The 24,143-nt window shown below is 33.8% G+C and carries 16 protein-coding genes; 11 read left to right on the forward strand and 5 right to left on the reverse strand.

The features are described 5' to 3' along the window. The first annotated feature begins 4 nt into the window (after nucleotides 1–4). From VP395_RS12210 to VP395_RS12260, 11 genes are all read left to right on the forward strand, one after another. Entirely contained in the window at nucleotides 5–577 is a 573-nt protein-coding gene (locus tag VP395_RS12210; RefSeq protein WP_346242295.1) for a non-canonical purine NTP diphosphatase, read from the forward strand. Between the two features lie 69 nt (nucleotides 578–646). After that, entirely contained in the window at nucleotides 647–2,866 is a 2,220-nt protein-coding gene (locus tag VP395_RS12215; RefSeq protein WP_346242296.1) for a RelA/SpoT family protein, read from the forward strand. A gap of 26 nt (nucleotides 2,867–2,892) precedes the next feature. Then, on the forward strand, nucleotides 2,893–3,345 hold the full coding sequence (locus tag VP395_RS12220; RefSeq protein WP_346242297.1) for a Fur family transcriptional regulator: 453 nt from the start codon (nucleotides 2,893–2,895) through the stop codon (nucleotides 3,343–3,345). A 12-nt stretch (nucleotides 3,346–3,357) separates the two neighbouring features. Beyond that, a complete protein-coding gene (locus VP395_RS12225; protein ID WP_346242298.1) occupies nucleotides 3,358–4,632 on the forward strand; it encodes an adenylosuccinate synthase in 1,275 nt (424 codons plus the stop codon). Between the two features lie 108 nt (nucleotides 4,633–4,740). Further along, nucleotides 4,741–6,891, forward strand: coding sequence for an OstA-like protein (locus VP395_RS12230; protein ID WP_346242299.1), 2,151 nt, complete (start codon nucleotides 4,741–4,743; stop codon nucleotides 6,889–6,891). Between the two features lie 3 nt (nucleotides 6,892–6,894). After that, on the forward strand, nucleotides 6,895–8,073 hold the full coding sequence (locus VP395_RS12235) for an aspartate aminotransferase family protein (protein ID WP_346242300.1): 1,179 nt from the start codon (nucleotides 6,895–6,897) through the stop codon (nucleotides 8,071–8,073). A gap of 162 nt (nucleotides 8,074–8,235) precedes the next feature. Beyond that, nucleotides 8,236–9,624, forward strand: a complete 1,389-nt coding sequence (locus VP395_RS12240; RefSeq protein WP_346242301.1) for a tetratricopeptide repeat protein — start codon at nucleotides 8,236–8,238, stop codon at nucleotides 9,622–9,624. A gap of 52 nt (nucleotides 9,625–9,676) precedes the next feature. Beyond that, nucleotides 9,677–10,597: a polyprenyl-phosphate transporter gene (locus tag VP395_RS12245; RefSeq protein ID WP_346242303.1), complete on the forward strand. Its 921-nt coding sequence runs from the start codon at nucleotides 9,677–9,679 to the stop codon at nucleotides 10,595–10,597. Continuing rightward, nucleotides 10,597–11,616: a DUF368 domain-containing protein gene (locus VP395_RS12250; protein WP_346242304.1), complete on the forward strand. Its 1,020-nt coding sequence runs from the start codon at nucleotides 10,597–10,599 to the stop codon at nucleotides 11,614–11,616. The genes VP395_RS12245 and VP395_RS12250 overlap by 1 nt, the downstream gene beginning before the upstream one ends. Further along, a complete protein-coding gene (locus VP395_RS12255; protein ID WP_346242305.1) occupies nucleotides 11,609–12,349 on the forward strand; it encodes a shikimate dehydrogenase family protein in 741 nt (246 codons plus the stop codon). The genes VP395_RS12250 and VP395_RS12255 overlap by 8 nt, the downstream gene beginning before the upstream one ends. Nucleotides 12,350–12,453: 104 nt before the next feature. Further along, complete coding sequence (locus tag VP395_RS12260) at nucleotides 12,454–14,454, forward strand: DUF349 domain-containing protein (RefSeq protein ID WP_346242306.1); 2,001 nt, start codon at nucleotides 12,454–12,456, stop codon at nucleotides 14,452–14,454. A gap of 62 nt (nucleotides 14,455–14,516) precedes the next feature. Here the strand turns inward: VP395_RS12260 and VP395_RS12265 are convergent, their stop codons facing one another. From VP395_RS12265 to VP395_RS12285, 5 genes are all read right to left on the reverse strand, one after another. Next, nucleotides 14,517–16,673 carry a T9SS type B sorting domain-containing protein gene (locus VP395_RS12265; protein WP_346242307.1) on the reverse strand — a complete coding sequence of 719 codons (2,157 nt, stop codon included), beginning with the start codon at nucleotides 16,671–16,673 and terminating at the stop codon, nucleotides 14,517–14,519. Nucleotides 16,674–16,767: 94 nt separating this feature from the next. After that, nucleotides 16,768–17,541, reverse strand: coding sequence for a nucleoside triphosphate pyrophosphohydrolase (gene mazG / locus VP395_RS12270; protein WP_346242308.1), 774 nt, complete (start codon nucleotides 17,539–17,541; stop codon nucleotides 16,768–16,770). Between the two features lie 136 nt (nucleotides 17,542–17,677). After that, nucleotides 17,678–19,948, reverse strand: coding sequence for an aconitate hydratase (locus VP395_RS12275; RefSeq protein ID WP_346242309.1), 2,271 nt, complete (start codon nucleotides 19,946–19,948; stop codon nucleotides 17,678–17,680). 195 nt (nucleotides 19,949–20,143) lie between these two features. Then, entirely contained in the window at nucleotides 20,144–22,921 is a 2,778-nt protein-coding gene (locus VP395_RS12280; RefSeq protein ID WP_346242310.1) for a bifunctional aconitate hydratase 2/2-methylisocitrate dehydratase, read from the reverse strand. A 266-nt stretch (nucleotides 22,922–23,187) separates the two neighbouring features. After that, on the reverse strand, nucleotides 23,188–24,141 hold the full coding sequence (locus VP395_RS12285) for an AAA family ATPase (protein ID WP_346242311.1): 954 nt from the start codon (nucleotides 24,139–24,141) through the stop codon (nucleotides 23,188–23,190). Nucleotides 24,142–24,143: the final 2 nt, after the last annotated feature.

Below are 24,143 nucleotides of genomic sequence, written 5' to 3' on the forward strand. Positions count from 1 at the left end.
AAAAATGCAAATCGTTTTCGCAACCAATAATTTAAACAAGTTAAAAGAAGTTCAGGCTTTAATCCCTAACCACATTAAACTACTTAGTCTTAAAGACATTGAATGTTTTGAAGATATTCCCGAAACAGAAAACACCATTGAAGGCAATGCCATTCAAAAAGCAACATATATTAAAGAAAAATATGGTTACGATTGTTTTGCAGATGACACTGGTTTAGAAGTTGAGGCTTTAAACGGCGACCCAGGTGTATTTTCGGCACGTTATGCAGGTGAACAACGCAATGCCAACGACAATATGGATAAATTGCTAAAAGCATTGAAAAACACCCCAACTAGAAATGCCCAATTTAAAACCGTTGTAGCGCTACAACTTAACAACCAACAACACACCTTTACTGGCATATGTAAAGGAGAAATTACTAAAACGAAACAAGGTGAACAAGGTTTTGGTTATGACCCCATTTTTAAACCTACAGGTTATGAAAAAACGTTTGCAGAAATGGATTTAAGCTTAAAAAACAGTATTGGGCACAGAGGAAAAGCCGTATCTCAACTGGTTTCATTTTTAAATTTATAACCTATAAAAATCATTATAAAATTTAACAATACTATTGGTTGTTAATATTCTTTATGTTACTTTTAATTTATGACAGAGGAAGAAATCGAAAAAGAAAACGCAACCATAACCAAAGCCTACAAAGAGTTATTAAAAGTTAGTTACACAACCCTTACTGACGATGATAAAAAACTAATTCGAAAAGCTTTTGAAGTTGCCGTAGATGGACATAAAGACCAGCGCAGAAAATCGGGTGAAGCCTATATTTTCCATCCCATTGCTGTTGCTAAAATTGTGGCGCAAGAAATAGGATTAGATGCCACTTCCATTGCTGCTGCATTATTGCATGATGTGGTTGAGGACAGTCCAGATTATAAAATTAAAGACATTGAAGACCTTTTTGGAAAAACCGTTGCAACCATTGTAGATGGGCTCACAAAAATTTCTTCATTAAGTAAAGAAAAAGACATGAACGTGTCTTTACAAGCAGAAAACATTCGAAAAATGCTGCTTACACTTAATGATGATGTACGGGTTATTATTATAAAAATAGCAGACCGTTTGCACAATATGCAAACCATGGACTCGATGCAACTTGATAAACAAGAAAAAATAGCCTCGGAAACCTTATATATCTATGCGCCTTTAGCACATCGTATTGGACTTTATAATATTAAAACCAAGCTTGAGGATTTATCTTTAAAATATACAGAACCACATGTTTACAACGATATTTTCAACAAAATAAAGGAAAGTAAAGAAGAGCAAGACCTATACATAGCACAATTTAGCGAAGTAATAAAAAACTCCTTAGATAAAGAAAACCTAAACTATACCATCAAAGGACGTCCTAAATCTATTTTTTCCATCAGAAGAAAAATGCTCAAACAAGGTGTATCGTTTGATGAGGTTTACGATAAGTTTGCTATCAGAATTATCTATGAAAGCGCGCCTTCTAGCGAAAAGTTTTTAGCTTGGAAAATTTACTCTATAGTAACCGATCATTTTAGACCTAACCCAATTCGACTTCGCGATTGGATTTCTTCACCAAAATCTACAGGGTATGAAGCATTACATATTACCGTAATGGGCCCAAAAGGTCGTTGGGTTGAAGTACAGATACGTAGTGAACGCATGAACGAAATTGCCGAAAAAGGTTATGCAGCCCACTATAAATATAAACAAGAAAGCGAAAAAGAAGATAATTTAGAAGATTGGATAAACAGACTGCAAGAAGCACTGGAAAACCCCGAAAGCAATGCGGTAGATTTTGTAGAACAGTTCAAACTCAATTTATATTCAAAAGAAATATTTGTATTTACCCCAGCCGGCGAATTAAAATCGCTTCCTAAAGGTGCTACACCTCTAGATTTTGCATTTCATATTCATACCGAAGTTGGTATGAAAACACGCGGAGCCAAAGTAAATGGAAAACTGGTTACTTTAAACCACATTCTACAAAGTGGTGATCAAGTTGATATATTAACATCTGATGCCGTAAAACCAAATCCTAACTGGCTAGACTATGCAACCACTGCTAGAGCAAGAAGCAAAATAAAATCAGCTTTAAAAGAAGACAAAAAAAACTTAGCCGAAGAAGGCAAGGAAATACTCAGACGAAAATTAAAGCAGTTAAAAATAACTCTTAATGAAGCTTCCGTAAACGAATTGGTAAGCTTTTTCAAACTTAAAACAAGTTTAGATCTTTTTTACAGAGTAGGCATTGGCACCATAGACAACAATATGCTTAAAGACTATGCATCTTCTAGAAGTAATGCTTTAATAAGTTTTATTAAAAGTAAAATATCTAGGAAAACAAGCGTTAAAAAAGAGGAGATTGAAAGGGAAGAAATCACTACTAATTACGATTCGTTAGTTTTTGGAAAAGAAGAAGAAAAATTAGACTATAAACTATCAAGTTGTTGCAACCCAATTCCTGGTGACGATGTTTTTGGGTTTTTAACAGTTTCTGAAGGTATTAAAGTTCACAAAAAAAACTGCCCTAATGCATTAAGTTTGCAATCAAATTATGCCTATAGAATCATGGTTGCAAAATGGGCAGATTCCTCACAACAAGAATTTTCTGCTCAAATTGTAATTACAGGCATAGACCACATAGGGTTAGTAAACGACATTACGAAAATAATTTCCGAGAACATGCATGTAAACATGAAAAGCATTAGTTTTGAAAGTGAAGGTGGCTTATTTTCTGGAAAAATTAACGTGGTCGTAAAAAATAACACCCTCTTAAAAAAGCTATTAGATAAACTTAAAAAAATTAATGGTATAGATAAGGTTACTAGACTGTAAAAAAAGTGTAAATTTGCGACGAAATTATGGATGAAAACGCAGAAACAAAAAATCAGGAGATAGTAAAGAGTGTTTTTACTAACTTTTTGGAAAATAACGGGCATCGTAAAACACCCGAAAGATACGCTATACTGCAAGAAGTTTATGATAACAAAGAACACTTTGATATAGAATCACTATATCTTAACATGAAAAACAAAAAGTATCGCGTATCGCGCGCTACACTTTACAATACCATAGAATTACTTCTTGAATGTAAATTGGTTAGAAAACACCAATTTGGTCAAAACCAAGCACATTACGAAAAATCTTATTTTGATAGACAGCACGACCACGTAATACTAACAGATACTGGTGAAGTTATCGAGTTTTGCGACCCAAGAATTCAATCTATAAAAAAAACCATCGAAGAAGTTTTCGATATTGAAATTAATAATCATTCACTTTATTTCTACGGAAATAGAAAATCAACTAAATAACTATTTTTTACAATGGCAGTAGATTTACTACTAGGACTACAATGGGGAGACGAAGGCAAAGGAAAAATTGTTGACGTACTTACTTCCAACTACAACATTATTGCACGTTTTCAAGGAGGTCCAAACGCAGGGCATACACTGGTTTTTAATGGACAAAAGCACGTTTTACACACCATTCCATCTGGAATTTTTCACGATGACACCACTAACTTAGTGGGTAACGGTGTAGTAATAGACCCTGTGATTTTTAAAGGGGAGTTAGACAAACTTGAAGCCCAAAATGTAGATTACAGAAAGTCTTTAGTTATTTCTCGTAAAGCGCACATTATTTTACCAACGCATCGCTTATTAGATGCTGCAAGTGAAGCCTCAAAAGGAAAAGCTAAAATTGGTTCTACCCTAAAAGGAATTGGACCAACTTACATGGATAAAACTGGCCGAAACGGCATCCGTGTGGGCGATTTAGAACTAAGCGATTGGAAAGAACGTTATAGAACATTGGCAGATAAGCACGAGTCGATGATTGCTTTTTACAACGTAGATATTGAATATAATTTAGCCGAACTTGAAACAGAATTCTTTAAAGCTGTTGAAGTTTTAAAATCATTAAAATTTATAGATTCAGAAGAATATCTATACCAAGCACAAAAATCAGGTAAAACTATTTTAGCAGAAGGTGCACAGGGCTCATTGTTAGATATCGATTTTGGAACCTATCCATTTGTAACATCTAGTAACACAACTGCTGCAGGTGCTTGTACTGGTTTAGGTGTAGCGCCAAACCAAATTGGTGAAGTTTTTGGTATTTTTAAAGCATACACTACACGTGTAGGTTCTGGACCATTTCCAACCGAATTATTTGATGAAGATGGAGCAACCATGAGCCGTGTTGGTAATGAATTTGGAGCTACAACTGGTCGTCCAAGACGTTGTGGCTGGTTAGATTTAGTGGCATTAAAATACGCATGTCGAGTTAACGGTGTTACTCAATTAATGATGATGAAAGGTGATGTGCTTTCTGGTTTCAAAACCCTGAAAGTATGTACTGCTTACAAATATAAAGGTGATATTATTTCTCATTTTCCTTATAACATTGAACCAGAAAATGTAGAACCTATTTATACCGAAGTTAGTGGTTGGCAAGAAGATTTAACAGGTATGTCTGAAACGTCTCAACTTCCAAAATCATTAAACGAGTATATTGAGTTTTTAGAAAAAGAACTGGAAATTCCTATTACCATCGTTTCTGTTGGACCTGATAGAAAACAAACTATTTTTAGAAAGTAATTTAATTAACGTACTTAAAAACGCTCCAAAAATATTTTTGGAGCGTTTTTTGTTTTAGAACAATTATACAATATAATTATCGTTATTTTTGCGGCAAACTTTTAGAACTTGAACAAACAAACTTTATATATCATACTGCTTCTTTGCTTATTTTCACCAGAAATCATCCATTCTCAAGAAAAAAAGAAAATTGAAATTGAATATGCTGGTAGGTTAACTATTGATGAAGAAAATTACCCTGGGGCAAAAGTTTTAACCCGAGATGAGATGCAACAAGTACATATTATGCAAGGTAGCATTAATATGTGGAGCGATAAAGCCATTTATTACAGTGGTGAAAATTTTATTGAAGCCTACGGAAATGTAAAATTGATTCAAGGCGATACGATTCACATGACCTCAAAATATATTGAATACAGTGGTATAACCCAATTAGCTTTCGCCAGTGGCGATGTGGTTTTAAAAGACCCAAATTCAACCATTTCATCAGACACATTGTATTATGACCGTGTAAAACAACAAGCCTTTTATAAAAACAGAGGCACCGTTGTTAAAGATACTTCGGGCACTATCACTAGCAAGGTTGGAAGGTATTACATGGAACAAAAAAAATACCAATTTGTAGATGAGGTTGTACTGGTTAATAACGACGCCAACATCAACTCTAATTATTTCGATTTTTATTCTGATACGGGTTATGCCTATTTATATGGGCCTTCAACCATAACAACTACCGAAAGTAAAACTTACACCGAAAAGGGGTTTTACGATACCAAAAACAAAAACGGATATGCCGTTAAAAATTCTAAAATACATTATAACAATAGGATTATAGAAGGAGATAGTTTGTATTTTGATGATACCAAAAAATTTGCATCGGCAACCAATAATATTAAAGTAACCGATACTATAAATCACAGTATAGCTAAAGGCCATTATGCCGAAGTTTTCAAAGCTCAAGATTCTTTGTTTATTACTAAACGTGCTTTAGTTGTTACAAAGCAAGAAAACGACTCCATCTATATGCATGCCGACAAAATAATGATGACCGGCAAACCAGAAAACCGCATAGTTAGAGCTTATTACAATGCCAAAATATATAAATCTGATTTAAGCGGAAAAGCTGATTCTATACATTCAAACCAAAAAACAGGCATTACACAGCTTATAAATTTAGCACGTTTATCATCAACAGATGTGTTTTCAACCAAACGACGGCCTATCCTTTGGAATGTTGAAAACCAAATGACAGGAGATACCATTCACTTAATTTCAAACCCAAAAACCGAAAAACTAGATTCCCTACTCGTATTCAACAATGCATTTATAATAAGTAAGGATACCATTAGCAAAACGGGTTTCAACCAAATTTTCGGCATAAGATTGACCGGTTTATTTAATGACGAAAACAAACTGCGAAAAGTAGATATTGTTAAAAATGCAGAGTCTATTTTTTATGCCAGAAACGATAAGCAAGAGCTTATAGGTATTGATAAGGCGAAATCTGGAAGTATATCCATTCTTTTTGCCGATGGAGATATAGAGGAATACACACGCTACAACCAAGTTGATGGTAATTTGTACCCAGAATCCAAATACCCTGAAAAAGAAAAACTCCTTAAAGGTTTTGACTGGCGAGAAGACGAACGCCCTCTTAGTATTGACGATTTGTTTAAAGAAGATGAACCTGTAGTTTTACCTGTTATAAAAGGTTTAGATGACTATATTCCGCAAGATGCTTTCTTTGATGAAGAATTACTGGAACGCATCAAATTAGCTGGTCAAAATTTTATAATAAACAAAGCTGCAAGAAATATTCCTGATGAAGAAAGTTCTTCTAAAAAAACATTGCTGTTTAATAATGATATAAACTCCCTGGAATGGCAAAAAGTTGATATACTAATTAGACCGACTAATGATACTGACCCAAATGGTGGGAAAATCACAAAAATAATTACTGGTAAAACATTAGGTGAAGGATATCTTAATCACGTGATAAATAAAAATGTAGAAAACTTAATGTGGACTTTATGGTTAAAAGGTACTGGAATCATTAAAATAGCAATACAAGAAAACGGAAATGACTACACTCACTACAACAGTAAAGAAATAAACTTAACAAACGAATGGAAAAAATATACCATTGTTTCTAAAAATGAAAATGATGGTAATTTTCCTCGATGTTTAATTTATGATATACAATCTACAGACAGCTTCAATATTTGGGGAGCACAATTAATAGAACTATCAAAAAAATAACCAGTGAGGTCCGATTTCTATAAATACCAAACACAAACAACCCCGCATCCATTAGCCATGGAAGTTTCACATGCTAAAGGAAGCTATATATTTGACACAAATAATAAAGCATATTTAGATTTTGTTGCTGGTGTTTCGGCAACACCTTTAGGACATAATCATCCTAAGATTATAAATGCAATTAAAGCCCAATTAGACAAGTATCTTCATGTGATGGTTTATGGTGAATACATCCAAAAACCTGCTGTAGAACTTGCTAAATTATTGGCTAAAAACCTACCCCATCCTTTAGAAAGCACCTATTTAGTCAATTCCGGTACAGAAGCTATAGAAGGAGCCTTAAAATTAGTGAAGCGCGCCACGGGTAGAAGTGAAATCATCTCAGCAAAAGATGCTTACCATGGTAATACCATGGGTTCTATGAGTGTTATGGGATATGAAGAACGTAAACAAGCTTTTAGACCTTTATTACCAGATATTCGGTTTATTAATTTTAATAATGAAGAAGATTTAACTAAAATCACATCAAAAACAGCTGGGGTTATTTTAGAAACTATACAAGGGGGTGCAGGCTTTATTGAACCCAAAAATGGCTATTTAGAAAAAGTTAGAAAACGTTGCAACGAGGTTGGGGCTCTATTGATTTTAGATGAAATTCAACCAGGTATTGGCAGAACAGGAAAACTTTTTGGTTTTGAAAACTATAACTGTATTCCAGATATTTTAGTTATGGGTAAGGGCTTAGGCGGCGGCATGCCTATTGGTGCTTTTACAGCATCAAGCAAATTAATGAATTTGTTGCAAGACAACCCCAAACTTGGTCACATAACCACCTTTGGTGGGCATCCTGTAATAGCAGCATCGGCACTTGCTACTTTAAGAGAAATAACTGAAAGCGATTTAATGGCTCAAACTTTAGAAAAAGAACAGTTATTCCGTAAACTTCTGGTGCATCCTCTCATTGAAGATGTTCGAGGAAAAGGACTCATGCTTGCCATCATTACCCCTTCAGCCCACATAACAAACTCCGTAATTTTGCAGTGTCAAGACGAAGGTTTAATACTATTTTGGTTGCTTTTTGAGCCTAGAGCCATTCGAATTACACCGCCTTTAACCATCTCAAATGATGAAATAACCAAAGGCTGTTCGATTATTATCGATATATTAAATAAAATTCAATAACAAACAACCAAATACAACTTACTGATAACCAGTAAACAATATTGTTTTATTAGCACAAAAACTATAAGTGTTCATTACTTTGTTAAAAACATTTGATTATTACGACTAATAAAAAGGAATAGAAGCTTAAATTTATTCAAGTAGAACTTTACAAATGTGCTTATGGAGTTTAGTCATGATGACAATAACGATTTACCATTAACCAAGTTTGAATCGATGCTAAAAACAAATCATGTTTTATTCTTCGATTCCGAAGAATTTGAAAACATCATTCACCACTATCTTAATCAGGGTAAAATAGCTTTAGCTAAAAAGGCTATAAAATTGGGCTTGGACCAACATCCTACCTCAATCAATTTAAGACTTTTCAAAGTTGAAATTTATGTCTTTGAAGATAAACTAATTGAAGCGGATACTTTACTGAACGAGCTTTATAATTTAGACCCAATGAATGAAGAAATTTATATTCAAAAGGCTAATATTTTCTCTAAAAAAGATGATCATGAGCAAGCTATTCAAGTATTGAAAAAAGCTTTGGAGCTAACTGATGATGTGGTTGATTTGTATTCACTCATTGGAATGGAATACTTATTTCTAGACCAATTTGAAGAAGCCAAACAATTCTTCATGAAATGTTTAGAAGAAGATATTGAAGATTATTCGGCACTTTACAACATTATTTATTGCTTTGAATATTTAAATCAAACAGAAGAAGCTATAGACTACTTGAACGTATTTTTAGACAAAAATCCGTATTGCGAAGTAGCATGGCATCAATTAGGAAAACAATATTACACACTTAAAAATTACAAAAAAGCATTAGCTGCATTCGATTTTGCAATTATTTCAGACGATACTTTTGTTGGCGCCTATATAGAACGTGGTAAAGTACTAGAAAAACTAAAACGTTTTGAAGAAGCTATAGAAAACTACACCATTACTTTAAAACTAGATGAACCAACATCATTTGCACTATTACGCATTGGTTTCTGCTACGAAAAATTAAAGAATGATGATTTAGCAGTTCAATATTATTATAAAACGGTACACGAAGACCCCTTATTAGACAAAGGTTGGATTGCCATAACACGTTATTACAACAGAAAACGCAATTACCAAAAAGCGTTATACTACATCAATAAAGCCATTAATATTGATACTGAAAATGTAACCTATTGGAAGTTATATTCTCAAATAAATCAACGTTTAAACCATTTTGAAGAAGCCGAACGTGGGTTTAAAAGAACATTAGAGCTAGGCAATTACGAACTAAGCACTTGGTTGTCTCGTGGCGATTTATTAATAAAGTTGGGAGAACCCGAAGCAGCTATTTTTAATTTTGAACAAGCTGTTGAGTTTTATCCGGAGAATGCCGAATTAGAATACCGTTTAGCTGGGTTATATTTTTCATTAAATGAAAACGATAAAGGCATATTTCATTTAAAAAATGGCTTATGCTATAATGAAGAGTATACATTTATAATAGACGAACTATTCCCTGAAGTGGCCAATAAGCTACTTGTTAAAAATTTGCTAAAAGAAAATCAATAGTCAAACGTCAAGCTAAAATACATACCTTTGGTTTTAGCCTAATAATCAAACTATGCAACGACGTTTTAAAGACTATTTAACCATTTCTTTTAAAGGATTAGCCATGGGTGCTGCCGATGCGGTTCCTGGAGTTTCTGGTGGTACCATTGCTTTTATTTCTGGAATTTACGAAGAATTGGTTTCTACCATTAGCAATATTAATGTTTCTCTTTTTAAAACATTATTCAACAAAGGCATCAAGTCTTTTTGGGAACAAGCCAATGGCAATTTTGTGTTGGCACTTTTAAGCGGTATTATTATCAGCTATGTTTCTTTTATGAAACTTGCAAAATTTCTTTTAGAAAACCATCCCGTATTAATTTGGTCGTTCTTTTTTGGGTTAATTATAGCCAGCATTTACTTTGTAGGCAAGCAAATAACTAAATGGAATTTAACCGTAATTATTGCTTTTTTAATTGGTACGGGTGTTGCTTTTTATATTACCATGCTTCCCGCACAAGCAAATAATGAAAGTAATTCATTTCTGTTTTTTGCAGGTGCCATAGCCATATGTGCTATGATTTTACCTGGTATTTCAGGCTCTTTCATTTTAATAATTCTTGGAGCTTACAAAACGCTAAGCGATGCCATTCATGATGTTAATATAAAAAAAATCACCATATTCGTTGCAGGAGCCATTATTGGCCTGCTTAGTTTTAGTCATGTTTTAAAATGGCTTTTTAAAAACTATCATAATATAACTTTGGCTTTACTTACAGGGTTTATTTTGGGATCGTTAAACAAAGTTTGGCCTTGGAAAGATACTTTGACATGGCACACCGATTCTAAAGGAATAAAAAGTCCGTTGTTACAAGAAAGTGTGTCCCCTTTTTCGTTTCAAGGTGATAATCAATTAGCATTTGCAATTATTTTAGTGGTTCTTGGATTTTTGACTATTTTTATTCTAGAAAAAGTAGGTTCAAAAAAGCAATAATGGAAAGCACCCGAACACTAAAAGACAAACTATTTCTAATTCTAAAAGGATTGGGCATGGGTGCTGCCAATAAAGTCCCCGGTATTTCTGGAGGTGTTGTTGCTTTTGTTGCTGGTTTTTACGAAGAATTTATTTATTCTCTTAGAAAAGTAAATAGAAAAGCTTTTAAATTGCTCATAAACGGACGCTTCAAAAGTTTTTATAATTATATAAATGGTCGTTTTTTAAGCTTGCTTTTCTTCGGAATGGTTGTAAGCTATTTTAGTGTTTCAAAAGTATTGGATTACTTTATTAAACACTATGAATTATATATTTGGAGTGTTTTTTTCGGCATGATTATCGGCTCTATTTATTATATCAACAAAGATTTTAGAGATTGGAATTATAAAACCTACACATCATTAGCTTTAGGTATTTTAATTGGTTTAAGTATTAGTTTTTTAAATCCTGCCAAAGAAAACGACAATCTGTGGTTCGTGTTTTTTTGTGGTATAATAAGCGTTTCTGGAATGACGCTTCCGGGGTTTTCTGGCTCGTTTATACTCATCCTTTTAGGAAATTATGTATTGCTTTTGGTGGATTCGGTGAATGCACTATTTGACACATTTTATGAGGTTTTTGGAGGTAACTTCACCTTTATTAATAATTCTGAACGCATTAGAATGTTAAAAGTATTAGCTGTTTTTACACTAGGTTCTGTAACAGGCTTGGTTACCTTTTCACACATGTTAAGCTATATTTTAAAGCATTATAAAAGCATTACACTTTCGGCTATTATAGGTTTTATAGTAGGCTCTCTAGGCGTTGTATGGCCTTGGAAGAACACCATTTACAAATTAAAAGAAGATGGTACACACATACTAGATTCTACAGGAACAAAAGTGGTCTTAAACTACGAACGTTACGTTCCTAAGCTAAATTCTGATACTTATTACGCCATCGCTTTTATTTTCCTTGGAATTGCCATAGTTTTGGCACTTGAATATTACGGACAAAAAACCAAAAAAATCAATGAATAAATTAGGGCTTTTAGGTAAAAATATATCTTACTCATTTTCAAGAGCATATTTTAAAGAAAAGTTTGAAAATGAGCAAATAACCGATACTATTTATGAGAATTTCGACATTGAAAGTATCGATTTATTTCCTTCAATAATAAAAAACACAAAAGGTTTAAAAGGATTAAATGTTACCATACCTTATAAACAAGAGGTGATGCCATTTCTTGACAAAATAAATAAAAAAGCCAAAGCCATTGGGGCGGTAAACACTATAAAAATTACAAAAAAAGGCAAACTAGTTGGTTATAACACAGATTGTTATGGTTTCAAAAAAACATTAAAACCTTTTTTAAAACCACATCATAAAAGTGCATTAATTTTAGGCACAGGTGGCGCCAGTAAAGCCATTGCCTATACTTTTAAAGAGTTAGGCATTTCTTACCACTATGTTTCCAGAAAACAATCAGAAAATATTAGTTTTACTTATGATTCGCTTACGGAAGCCGATATTAAAAACCATCAAATTATTATAAATAGCACGCCGTTAGGCACATTTCCTAATATAGAAAACTGCCCTAACATACCATACAATGCCATTAGCAGCAACCATATTTTGTTCGATTTAATTTATAATCCTGAAGAAACCAAATTTTTAAGATTGGGCAAAGCGCAACAAGCTATCACCATTAACGGTCTAAATATGCTAAAATTGCAGGCTGAAAAAGCTTGGTCTATCTGGAAATTATATTAAAACAACTTCCAAAGCGTTAAAACCCCTTATAGTACTTTGTAAATAATAGACTTGTTAGTATCTTTAAACTCAAAACAAATTTAAAGAACCCTAACATTTTTAAAATGTCTGATATAAACAACCTGCCAAAAGCAGAAGGAGAAGAAGAAGTTAACAAGAATGTACGCCATTCGGATAGCATCACAGAAGAAAACAAGCCTGTAGAAACGAATGCTCTTGAGACGGAAGATACAACGCCTGTTTCAGAAGAAAAAACTATTGACCAAAATGAAAATGCTAGCAACAAAACTAAAGACACAGACAACCAAAATGACGAAGTTTTAAATGAAATAGAAGATTCTAATGCTGAAGATGCCGAAGATGAAGGCAATAAAGACAGACATATTATTGAAGTAAAAGCCTATGATACCATGTCGTTAGAAGCACTTGCTATAGAATTGGAAAGGCTTATTAAAAACGAAAAGGTACAGGCCATAAAATCGCATGTTGAAAGCATTAACAGTGAGTTTAAAGACAAATTCCAAGCGTTATTAGACGAAAAGAAAGAGGAGTTTTTAAACGATGGTGGTAACGAAATAGATTTTTATTATATGTCGCCCGTACAAAAACGATACAAAGAAGCTTATAATGAATACCGAAAAAAACTAAACGCACATTACCAGAATTTAGAAAAAAACTTAAAACAAAATTTAGCAGATAAACTTGAAATTATTGAAGAGTTGAAAGGCTTAATTAATGTTGAAGAAAACATAAACACCACCTACAAGCACTTTAAAGAACTACAAGAACGTTGGAGAATAACTGGTCCTATACCTAGAGATAAATACAATAATGCTTGGAACAGCTACCACCACCATGTAGAAATGTTCTACGATTTTTTACATTTAAACAGAGACTTACGCGATTTAGATTTTAAGCATAATTTAGAACGTAAGTTATTAATAATTGAACGGGCTGAAGAATTAGCCGAGGACGATAATGTGATGCGTGCCTTTAGAGAGTTACAAGAACTTCATAAAATGTGGAAAGAAGAACTTGGTCCGGTAGACAAAGAATACAGAGAAGTTATTTGGGAAAAATTTAAAGCAGCTACTAAAAAAATAAATGATAAACGTCAAGTTTATTATCAAAATATAGATAAGGTTTATGAAAATAACCTTGATAAGAAACTTTTAATTATAGAAAACATTAATGCTATTAATGCCCAAGACACCAATTCCCACAATGCTTGGCAAAAGAAAATTAAGGAGATTGAAGGATTAAGGGAGCAATTTTTTAATATTGGCAAAGTACCTAGAGAAGTAAACGAAAGCACTTGGTCCAAATTCAAGGAGTCTGTAAGAACTTTTAACAGGCAAAAAAATGCATTTTATAAAGACCTTAAAAAAGACCAATACACCAATCTTCAAAAAAAATTAGATTTAATTAAAATTGCCGAAGACAACAAAGACAACGATGACTTTGATGTAACAACCGCATTGATGAAAAAAATTCAAAGCGATTGGAAAAAAATAGGACATGTACCCCGTAAAGACAGCGATAAAATTTGGAAACGTTTTAAAGCAGCCTGTAATGCCTATTTTGATGAGCTACATGCGACTAGAAATGCAGCTAACAAAGAGAGTTTAGATGCTTTTAATAATAAACTTGCATTATTAGACGTGTTAAAAAATTTAAAACCAATTGGTGATAAAGAAAAAGATATTGAAAGCGTAAAAGAGTTTATAAACAAATGGAAGGATTTAGGACGGGTTCCAAATGATAAACGTTATATAGAAGGTAAGTTCAATAAAGCTATTGAAGATTTTCTTACTAGTCTAAAAATGGATAAAAATGAAGTAGAAATGATTAAGTTTGAAAATAAACTTGATACCATTAGTGCTTCAGATGATAATAAAGATTTAGATAACGAACGTCACTTTATTAGAAAAAAGATTGATGAAGTAAGAAGTCAAATCAATCAATTAGAAAACAATTTACAATTTTTCACAAATGTTGAGGACGATAATCCACTTGTAAAAGAAGTTCACAACAATATAAAAGCCCATAAAGATGCTTTAAAATTATGGAAGAGTAAGCTTAGTAAAATTAAAGAGCTTTATTAAACGTAGAGCAAAAAAAATTTATATTAAAAAAACTTAGGTTTACCTAAGTTTTTTTGCTTTTATTACCTAACTAAGCTAAAATGCCCACGATAAGTTCTAATATTTCCAGAGAATTCAATCAATTCTGCAACAAACCAGTAATCTGAATTAGGCAACAATGTACCTCTAAAAGTACCATCCCAACTAGCCGATTTAGCATTTAACTGCTTAACCAATTTACCATATCTATTGTACACACTAACTTTTGATGCATTGGTATATTGGGTACCTAAACCTATAATTTTCCAAGTATCATTTTGGCCATCATTATTTGGTGTGAAAAATTTTGGGAAACCAAGTATAAAAATCTCCAATGATGTAGGCTCTCCACATCCATTTTTATCGTTCACATAAATAATATGTGAACCTGCTTTTACACTATCAAAATAGGGTTCATCTTGATAAAAACCATTCTTATTATCCAGAGAAAACTCATAATCTCCAATACCTAAATTAGCATTAATAGAAATACTGTTATTTTCAGAATTTTCAATAACTGTTATATCTTCATAGGTTATGGTTGCTAAATCCGATTCTTTTACCAAAATTGATAAATCTGCATCACAGCCTTTACTTGAAGTAGCTACTACTGTATATAATCCTCCAGAATTTACTTCAACATATGGCAAATCACTTATAACCTGACCCGTATCGTTTTTCCACTGATATGTATAGTTTCCTTTGGTATTAAATGTTGCCAAAGTTATGGGACTGCTTCCCAAACAATAAACTACAGGAAAATTTAATACTTCAAACTCTGGTACTGGAAAAACCTCCATAGTTACAGGAGTTCTTGCACTTGCACAACCATTTAAAGATGCCTCTACATAATACGTTGTGGTTGCTAGCACTGAAACGGTATATGATGTTCCTGTATATAATAAGGTACCACCTATTGGTGCATCATACCAATTTACTATTCCCGCCGATCCTATAGCTGATAAAATGCCACTGCCTGTTCCACATATAAAACTATTATTCACATTGTTTATAACGGGCGTTTGTGTTACCGTAGCTGTAACAGCTGTTTTACTACTTCCTGCTAGGCATTCATTTATTGAAGCAATAACATAATAGGTGGTGGTTGCATTTACATTTACGGTGTAAGAATCCCCTTTATACAATTGTATTCCTCCTGTGGGTGCATCAAACCATAATACATCACCGCCCTGCGTTGCTTTTGCTTCTAAAGTAACGAGACCTTTATCACATCTGGATGCTGATTGAGTATATTCGATATACGTGGTATAAATACTTGTACTTGCAGCTATATTTAAAACAGGATCTCCTGGCGTACCACCATATTCAACAATATAACCTTTAGGATGGTAAGGCCCTGGACCATCTCCCCCTATTCGTAAATCATTCCATGCGCCTCTATTCCCAATAGTAGGATCTGTTACGTGTAAATAATCTTCTCCTGATCCTCCATGCGCATTATCCGGTTGTCTAATATTCCAATTGGCATAATTTGGTGTAGACCCGTTATTTCCTCCATTCCAAAAAACAGTACCAGCTTCGGGCCCTGTAACCCATTTCCATATGCCTTCGGTTTCTTCATCTGTACCTCCAATCCAGCCAGCTCCTGCTGCTTGTTCTCCAGTTAATTGAGCTTCTTCAGCCGAAGTAATAGTCGCCAAATATCCCTGTAATCCATAATAAAATTTATTTTCTGCTTCCGTTTTAGCTTCTGTCCAAGTTATTCCATAGTTAGAGATAAATTCATAATAATGCCCCGTTGAAGGTAAATAGTTAGCATCACCTATTGTAATTGAAAAACTTTTATGTGATGGGTTATTACTTGTACTTTGAAAAACAACATTTTTTATCGCAGCTATTAAATCAACATAACTAACCGGAGCAGATGCTACCCCACTTAATGTTAATTTCCCTTCTAAGGCATTCCACGAAGTTATAATATTTGCTGGTGAATTTAAAAGCAACAAAGTATCTTCATTAGAAACATAACCTGTTGATATTTGCACAAAAAGAGCTTCTATTCCTATATCATCGGGATCAACTATATCAAAATCTGTAACAATATTAATTTGACTGTTTGGGCAATAATACTGATTGCCTCTAGCTGTTAATATTGGAGCTATATTTTGAGAAAAAACTGGATTATATATAAACAGTACAAAAACAATACAAAATAAGTGAAAGCTTGTTTTTAAATACATTACTAATGATTAAATATTCAGCTAAATAAAACAAATATTTCTCTATTAATTAACAATTTTATTGTGTTTAAGACAAATAAGCCATTAAAGACGATTAAATACTTTTGGCTTCTTCCCAAAAAACATCCATTTCGGCTAAAGTCATATCTTTTAATGGTTTATTAATGGCTTTTGATTTTTCTTCTAAATATTGAAATCGTTTAGAGAATTTTTTATTGGTTCGCTCTAATGCGTTCTCAGGATTGATATTTAAAAATCTGGCGTAGTTTACCATTGAAAACAGAACGTCGCCAAATTCGCTTTCCATAGCCTTTTGGTCTCCATTTTCTATTTCAGCCTTAAACTCCGCAAGTTCTTCTTCAACTTTTTCCCATACTTGGTTAGGATGCTCCCAGTCAAAACCAACACCAGCTACTTTTTCTTGTATTCTATTTGCTTTAACTAAGGCAGGTAAGCTATTCGGTACACCTTCCAAAACACTTTTTTTACCCTCTTTTAGCTTTAAATTTTCCCAATTTCGTTTAACGTCTTCTTCGTTTTCAACCTTTACATCTCCATAAATATGCGGATGTCTACTAATTAGTTTTTCACAAATACTAGTACATACATCGGCAATATCGAAATCGTTGGTTTCACTTCCTATTTTAGAATAGAATACAATATGAAGTAGTACATCACCCAATTCTTTCTTAATTTCCTCTAAATCATTATCTAAAATGGCATCACCAAGCTCATAGGTTTCTTCAATGGTTAGATGGCGTAACGATTCCATTGTTTGCTTCATGTCCCAAGGACATTTAGTTCTTAAATCGTCCATAATGGTTAATAATCTATCGAAAGCCTTTAGCTGATTTTCTCTTGTATTCATGAAGAAGTATTTCGGTAAAAATACAATTATAAATGATTTTTACTTCAATCTCTAAAACAAAAAATCCAGCCGTAAAGCTGGATTTATAAAATAAAAAAGACCTACAAGTTTTTTTGGCATGCAGGTTTATAATAAACTAAGATGCGTTTTGTCTTTTAATTAAGTTTAAAGCAGACCCTGCATTATACCAATCTATCTGTGCTTGATTGTAAGTGTGATTTAATTTAATAAGGTTTTTAGTGCCATCTGCATGTACAATTTCCAAAGTTAATTGTTTGTCTGGAGCGAATGCATTTAAATCCAAAAAGTTGAAAGTATCATCTTCCTGAATTAAATCGTAATCGGCTTCATTAGCAAATGTTAAACCTAACATCCCTTGTTTTTTAAGGTTTGTTTCGTGAATACGTGCAAACGATTTCACAATAACAGCCGCAACACCTAAAAATCTTGGTTCCATAGCAGCATGTTCGCGAGAAGATCCTTCACCATAGTTATGGTCACCCACAACTATCGTTTTAATACCTGCTTTTTTGTATTCTCTTTGTACATCTGGCACGCCACCATACGCTCCTGTTAATTGGTTTTTAACAAAATTTGTTTTTTGGTTAAAAGAATTTACCGCGCCAATTAAACAGTTATTAGAAATATTATCTAAATGTCCTCTAAAACGTAACCAAGGTCCAGCCATACTTATATGATCGGTTGTACATTTTCCAAAAGCTTTAATTAATAATTTAGCGCCATTTATTATGTTTCCAATAGGTTCGAAAGGTTCTAATAATTGTAAACGCTCTGAAGTTGGAGACACCTTAACCTGTACATGACTTCCATCTGCTTCAGGTGCTAAATACCCGTTATCTTGAACGGCAAATCCTTTTGGTGGTAACTCCCATCCTGTTGGTTCATCAAACATCACTTCCACTCCGTTTTCATTAATAAGCTTGTCAGTCATTGGATTGAAATCCAGACGACCTGCAATGGCGATAGCTGCTGTAATTTCTGGAGACGCCACAAAGGCATGTGTATTTGGATTCCCATCAGCACGTTTAGCAAAATTCCTATTGAATGAATGCACAATGCTATTTTTTGGTGCGTTTTTTGGGTCGCTATATCTAGCCCATTGCCCTATACATGGTCCGCAAGCGTTTGTAAATATTTTAGCGTCTAATTTTTCAAATACTTGAAGAATACCATCTCTTTCAGCAGTATATCTTACTTGTTCAGAACCTGGATTAATTCCTAATTCTGCTTTCATTTTAACACCTTTATCTAAAGCCTGTTGTGCTATTGAAGAGGCACGCGATAAATCTTCGTAAGACGAATTGGTACAAGACCCAATTAATCCCCATTCTACAGCAATTGGCCAATCGTTAGCGGTTGCTTTCTCTTTCATATCTTTACCTACTGTCGTAGATAAATCTGGTGTGAATGGGCCGTTTAATAATGGTCCTAATTCTGATAAATTAATTTCAATGACTTGATCAAAATATTGTTCTGGGTTAGCATATACTTCAGCATCAGCAGTTAAATAATCTTTAACTTTATTGGCAGCATCAGCAACATCGGCTCTATCTGTAGAACGTAAATAGCGTTCCATAGATTCATCGTAACCAAAAGTAGATGTGGTAGCCCCTATTTCTGCTCCCATATTACAAATAGTACCTTTACCGGTACAAGACATGGCGGTGGCTCCTGGTCCAAAATATTCAACAATAGCTCCGGTTCCACCTTTTACAGTTAAAATTTCAGCTACTTTTAAAATAACATCTTTTGGTGCCGTCCAACCAGATAATTTACCTGTTAATTTAACTCCTATTAACTTAGGGAATTTTAACTCCCAAGCCATGCCTGCCATAACATCAACCGCATCTGCACCACCAACACCAATAGCCACCATACCCAAACCACCTGCGTTTACAGTATGCGAATCGGTACCAATCATCATACCTCCTGGGAATGCATAATTTTCTAATACTACTTGGTGAATAATACCTGCTCCTGGTTTCCAAAAACCGATACCATATTTATTTGAAACAGACTCTAAAAAGTTAAACACCTCACTACTTACACTGTTAGCGTGCTTTAAATCGACAGCTGCACCATCTTTAGCTTGAATTAAGTGATCGCAGTGTACAGTAGTAGGCACAGCCACTTTACTTTTTCCAGCTTGCATAAATTGCAATAAAGCCATTTGAGCCGTTGCATCTTGACATGCAATTCTATCTGGAGCAAAATCCACATAATCTTTTCCTCTTTTATAAGCGGTGGTTGCATTTCCTTCCCAAAGATGATTGTATAATATTTTTTCAGAAAGGGTTAATGGTTTACCAACAATTTCTCGGGCAGTATCAACGCGTTCCTGCATTTTAGCGTAAACCCCTTTTATCATATCAATGTCAAATGCCATAATGTTATATTTTTCAATTTTGATTAATACAATATACGAAATAATAGGTTGGTTATAAAAATTGATTTCTATTTTTATCATTGTTAAAATAGAAATCAATTAATTATTAATATATTAAGTAAATAAACCTTCTATAGAGAAATAAAAAAGCCCGAGTTAAAACTCGGGCTTTAAAATTATTATTTTGTAATTTAATTACTTAACCAACAACTTACTAGAAGGTTTAAACTTTGTTAAGTTAATTCCAACTACTGCAGCTTGGTATTCAGCTAAATTAGGTGTTCTACCTAAAATTGTAGATAAAACCACAACTGGAGTTGATGATAATAAAGACTCCCCTTTTTTCTCACTAGAATCTTTTACAACTCTTCCTTGAAATAAGCGTGTAGAAGTCGCCATTACAGTATCTCCTGGTTCAGCTTTTTCTTGATTACCCATACAAAGGTTACAACCTGGGCGTTCTAAATACAACATATTTTCGTATTTAGTACGGGCTGCAGCTTTAGGATCATTATCATCAAATTCAAATCCTGAATACTTTTGCAAAACTTCCCAATCACCTTCTGTTTTTAACTCATCAACAATATTATAAGTAGGAGGTGCAACTACAAGTGGCGCTTTAAACTCAACTTTTCCTTGTTGTACCTCAATGTTTTTTAACATTTGAGCTAAAATTTTCATATCTCCTTTGTGAACCATACAAGATCCTACAAACCCTAAATCTACTTTCTTAGTACCAGCATAAAAAGACAATGGTCTAATTGTATCATGTGTATAACGTTTAGAAACATCCGCATTATTCACGTCTGGATCAGCAATCATAGGTTCTTCAATCTTATCAAGATCAATAACAACTTCTGCAAAGTATTTAGCATTTGCGTCTGGAGTTAATGCTGGTTTTTCACCAGATCTAATCTCTGCTATTCTTATATTTGCTTTATCTATTAATCCTTGAAGTACTTGTTTATCATTATCCATACCCTTCCCAATCATGATTTGGATTCTAGATTTAGCGATTTCTAATGATTCGATTAAAGTTTCATCTTCCGAAATACAAACAGAAGCTTTCGCTTTCATTTCAGCAGTCCAATCTGTAAATGTAAAAGCTTGATCCGCTGTTAATGTTCCAATATGAACTTCTATTACGCGTCCTTGAAACACATTCTCGCCTCCAAATTGCTTTAACATTTGCTGTTGTGTTGCATGAACCACATCACGGAAGTCCATATAACTCTTCATGTCACCCTTAAAAGTCACTTTTACAGACTGTGGAATTGGCATGGTTGCCTCTCCTGTAGCTAAGGCTAACGCAACAGTACCGGAATCTGCTCCAAAAGCAACCCCTTTAGACATACGCGTGTGAGAGTCGCCACCAATAATAATAGCCCAATCATCAATAGTGATATCGTTTAATACTTTATGGATTACATCCGTCATCGAGTGATAAACACCTTTAGGGTCACGTGCCGTGATTAAACCAAAGTCGTTCATAAACTTCATTAGCTTTGGAATGTTGGCTTTAGATTTATTATCCCAAACTGAAGCGGTATGACAACCAGATTGGTAAGCACCATCAACAATTGGTGAAATAACCTTGGCTGCCATTGATTCTAGCTCTTGAGAAGTCATTAAACCTGTTGTATCTTGTGAACCAACAATGTTTACCTCTACACGAACATCTGATCCTGCGTGCAATACTTTTCCGGGTGTATTGCCAACAGCATTTTTATTGAATATTTTTTCAACAGCAGTAAGACCTTGACCTTCAATAGAAATTTCTTTTGATGGTGCATATACTTGAGGAATATCAATTCCCAAAGTTTTAGCTGCAAATGTTTGTAATTTTTTACCAAATACAATAGCATAAGAACCTCCTGCTTTGATAAACTCCACTTTCTGTGGCGTTAATGAAGCTGAAATATCCATTACCTCTTGATCTCCGTGGTATAGTTTTTTCTCTTTTGTATTTATTGTTAAAACGGTACCTGTTTCAACAGAATAGATTTGCTCTAATACTGGCTCACCGTCAGCATCAAAAATCGTGTTTCCTTCGGCATCTTTTTGTTTCACCCAGTTTTTTAAGTCAATTCCAATACCTCCTGTTACACCAACGGTCGTTAAGAAAATTGGAGAAATACCATTTGTACCAGCAATAATTGGAGCTATATTGATAAATGGTACGTAAGGACTTGCTTGAATACCTGTCCATAAAGCCACATTATTTACTCCTGACATTCTTGAAGAACCAACTCCCATGGTTCCTTTTTCAGCAATTAACATTACACGTTTGTCTGGATGTTGATCTTTTAATGCTAAAAGATTCTTTTGCATCTCTTTATTATGCTCGAAGATGCACTGACCGTGTAACTCTCTATCTGATCTTGAATGCGCATCTCCTCCTGGCGACAATAAATCCGTAGAAATATCACCAATACCAGCTATAAAAGTAACTATTTCGATTTCCTCTTCAATCTCTGGAAGTTTCGTAAAAAACTCCGCTTTTGCATAGCTTTCTAAAATATCTTTAGCAATGGCACTACCTTTTTTATAAGCTTCCTGTAAACGATACATGTCCGCCTCATAAAGATAAACTTGTGTTTTTAAAACTTCGGCTGCTGCTTTTGCTTTAGCAGTATCATCACCTAAAGCGATATCAAGTAGTACTTCAATTGAAGGGCCACCTTTCATATGCGATAGTAACTCTAAAGCAAAGGCAGGTGAAATTTCTTTAACTACAGATTTCCCAAGAATGATCTCCTTTAAAAATTCAGCTTTCACACCTGCGGCACTGGTAGTTCCAGGTACTACGTTGTAAATAAAAAAATTGAGAGAATCTTCTCTATAATTGTTATCTAAATCTTTAATTTGCTCGATAATTGCGCTTAACAATTCGGCACCATCAATTGGCTTTGGATTAAGCCCCTGATCTTTTCTTTCTTCGATCTCCTTGATGTAATCTTCATAAATGTTCATAGGAAAAATATTTTCAATGTTAAATTCAATTAAATCAAATTGATTTGCATGAATTGTGATAATAGCACTTGCACGGAAGCATGCTGATTTATTTTTTTTAGGTTCGGCAAATTACAAAATTAATCTTTAGAAGTAAAAACAAACGCTGCAATACAACTGTTCCATATTGCAATTTATTATAGTCACATTTTAAATTAATCTTATTATATTTTTTTCAATATTTTCAGATTATTAATGACGATTTAATAACAATTAGTTATGGGAAATTAAAAAAGGCTTCTGATTATTTGTGTTTCAGAAACTCCTTCTGCTTCTGCCTTGTAGTTTTTAATTATTCGGTGTCTTAAAATACTGTAAGCTACCGCTTGAACATTCTCGATATCGGGAGAAAATTTACCGTGAATAGCGGCATGAGTTTTAGCTGCTAAAATTAAGTTTTGAGAAGCTCTTGGTCCTGCACCCCAATCGATATAGTTTTTAACTAATTCACCAGCTGTATCTCCATTGGGTCTTGTTTTCGCTACCATAGTTACAGCGTACTCAATAACATTATCTGCAACTGGTATTCTTCTAATTAAATGCTGAAAGTCTGTTATTTCTTTTGCTGAAAAAAGTGCGTTCACTTTTACTTGGCTATCTGAAGTGGTTGCTTTTACTACCTCAACCTCTTCTTTAAATGATGGATAATCTAAATTGATTGCAAACATAAAACGGTCCAATTGTGCTTCTGGCAACGGATACGTTCCTTCTTGCTCAATAGGGTTTTGGGTAGCTAAAACAAAATAAGGCAACTCCAGTTTATAATGATGACCCGCCACTGTTACTGCACGCTCTTGCATGGCTTCTAGTAATGCTGCTTGCGTTTTTGGAGGTGTTCTGTTAATTTCATCTGCCAAAATAATATTAGAAAATATTGGCCCTTTTATAAATTTAAAATGGCGGTCTTCATCTAAAATTTCACTACCAAGAATATCACTAGGCATTAAATCTGGCGTAAATTGAATGCGTTTAAAATCGAGCCCTAGGGCTTGCGCAATAGTATTTACCATTAAGGTTTTTGCTAAACCTGGTACGCCAATAAGTAATGAATGTCCGCCAGAAAAAATGGAAATCAATATTTGATTTACGACCTCGTCTTGACCAACAATTACTTTGGCAATTTCAATTTTTAAATCTTTATATCGTTTTACAAATTGTTCTATAGCAGCTACATCAGACATAC

It is taken from the genome of Mariniflexile soesokkakense (assembly GCF_039650365.1).
GTDB classification, from domain to species: domain Bacteria; phylum Bacteroidota; class Bacteroidia; order Flavobacteriales; family Flavobacteriaceae; genus Mariniflexile; species Mariniflexile soesokkakense.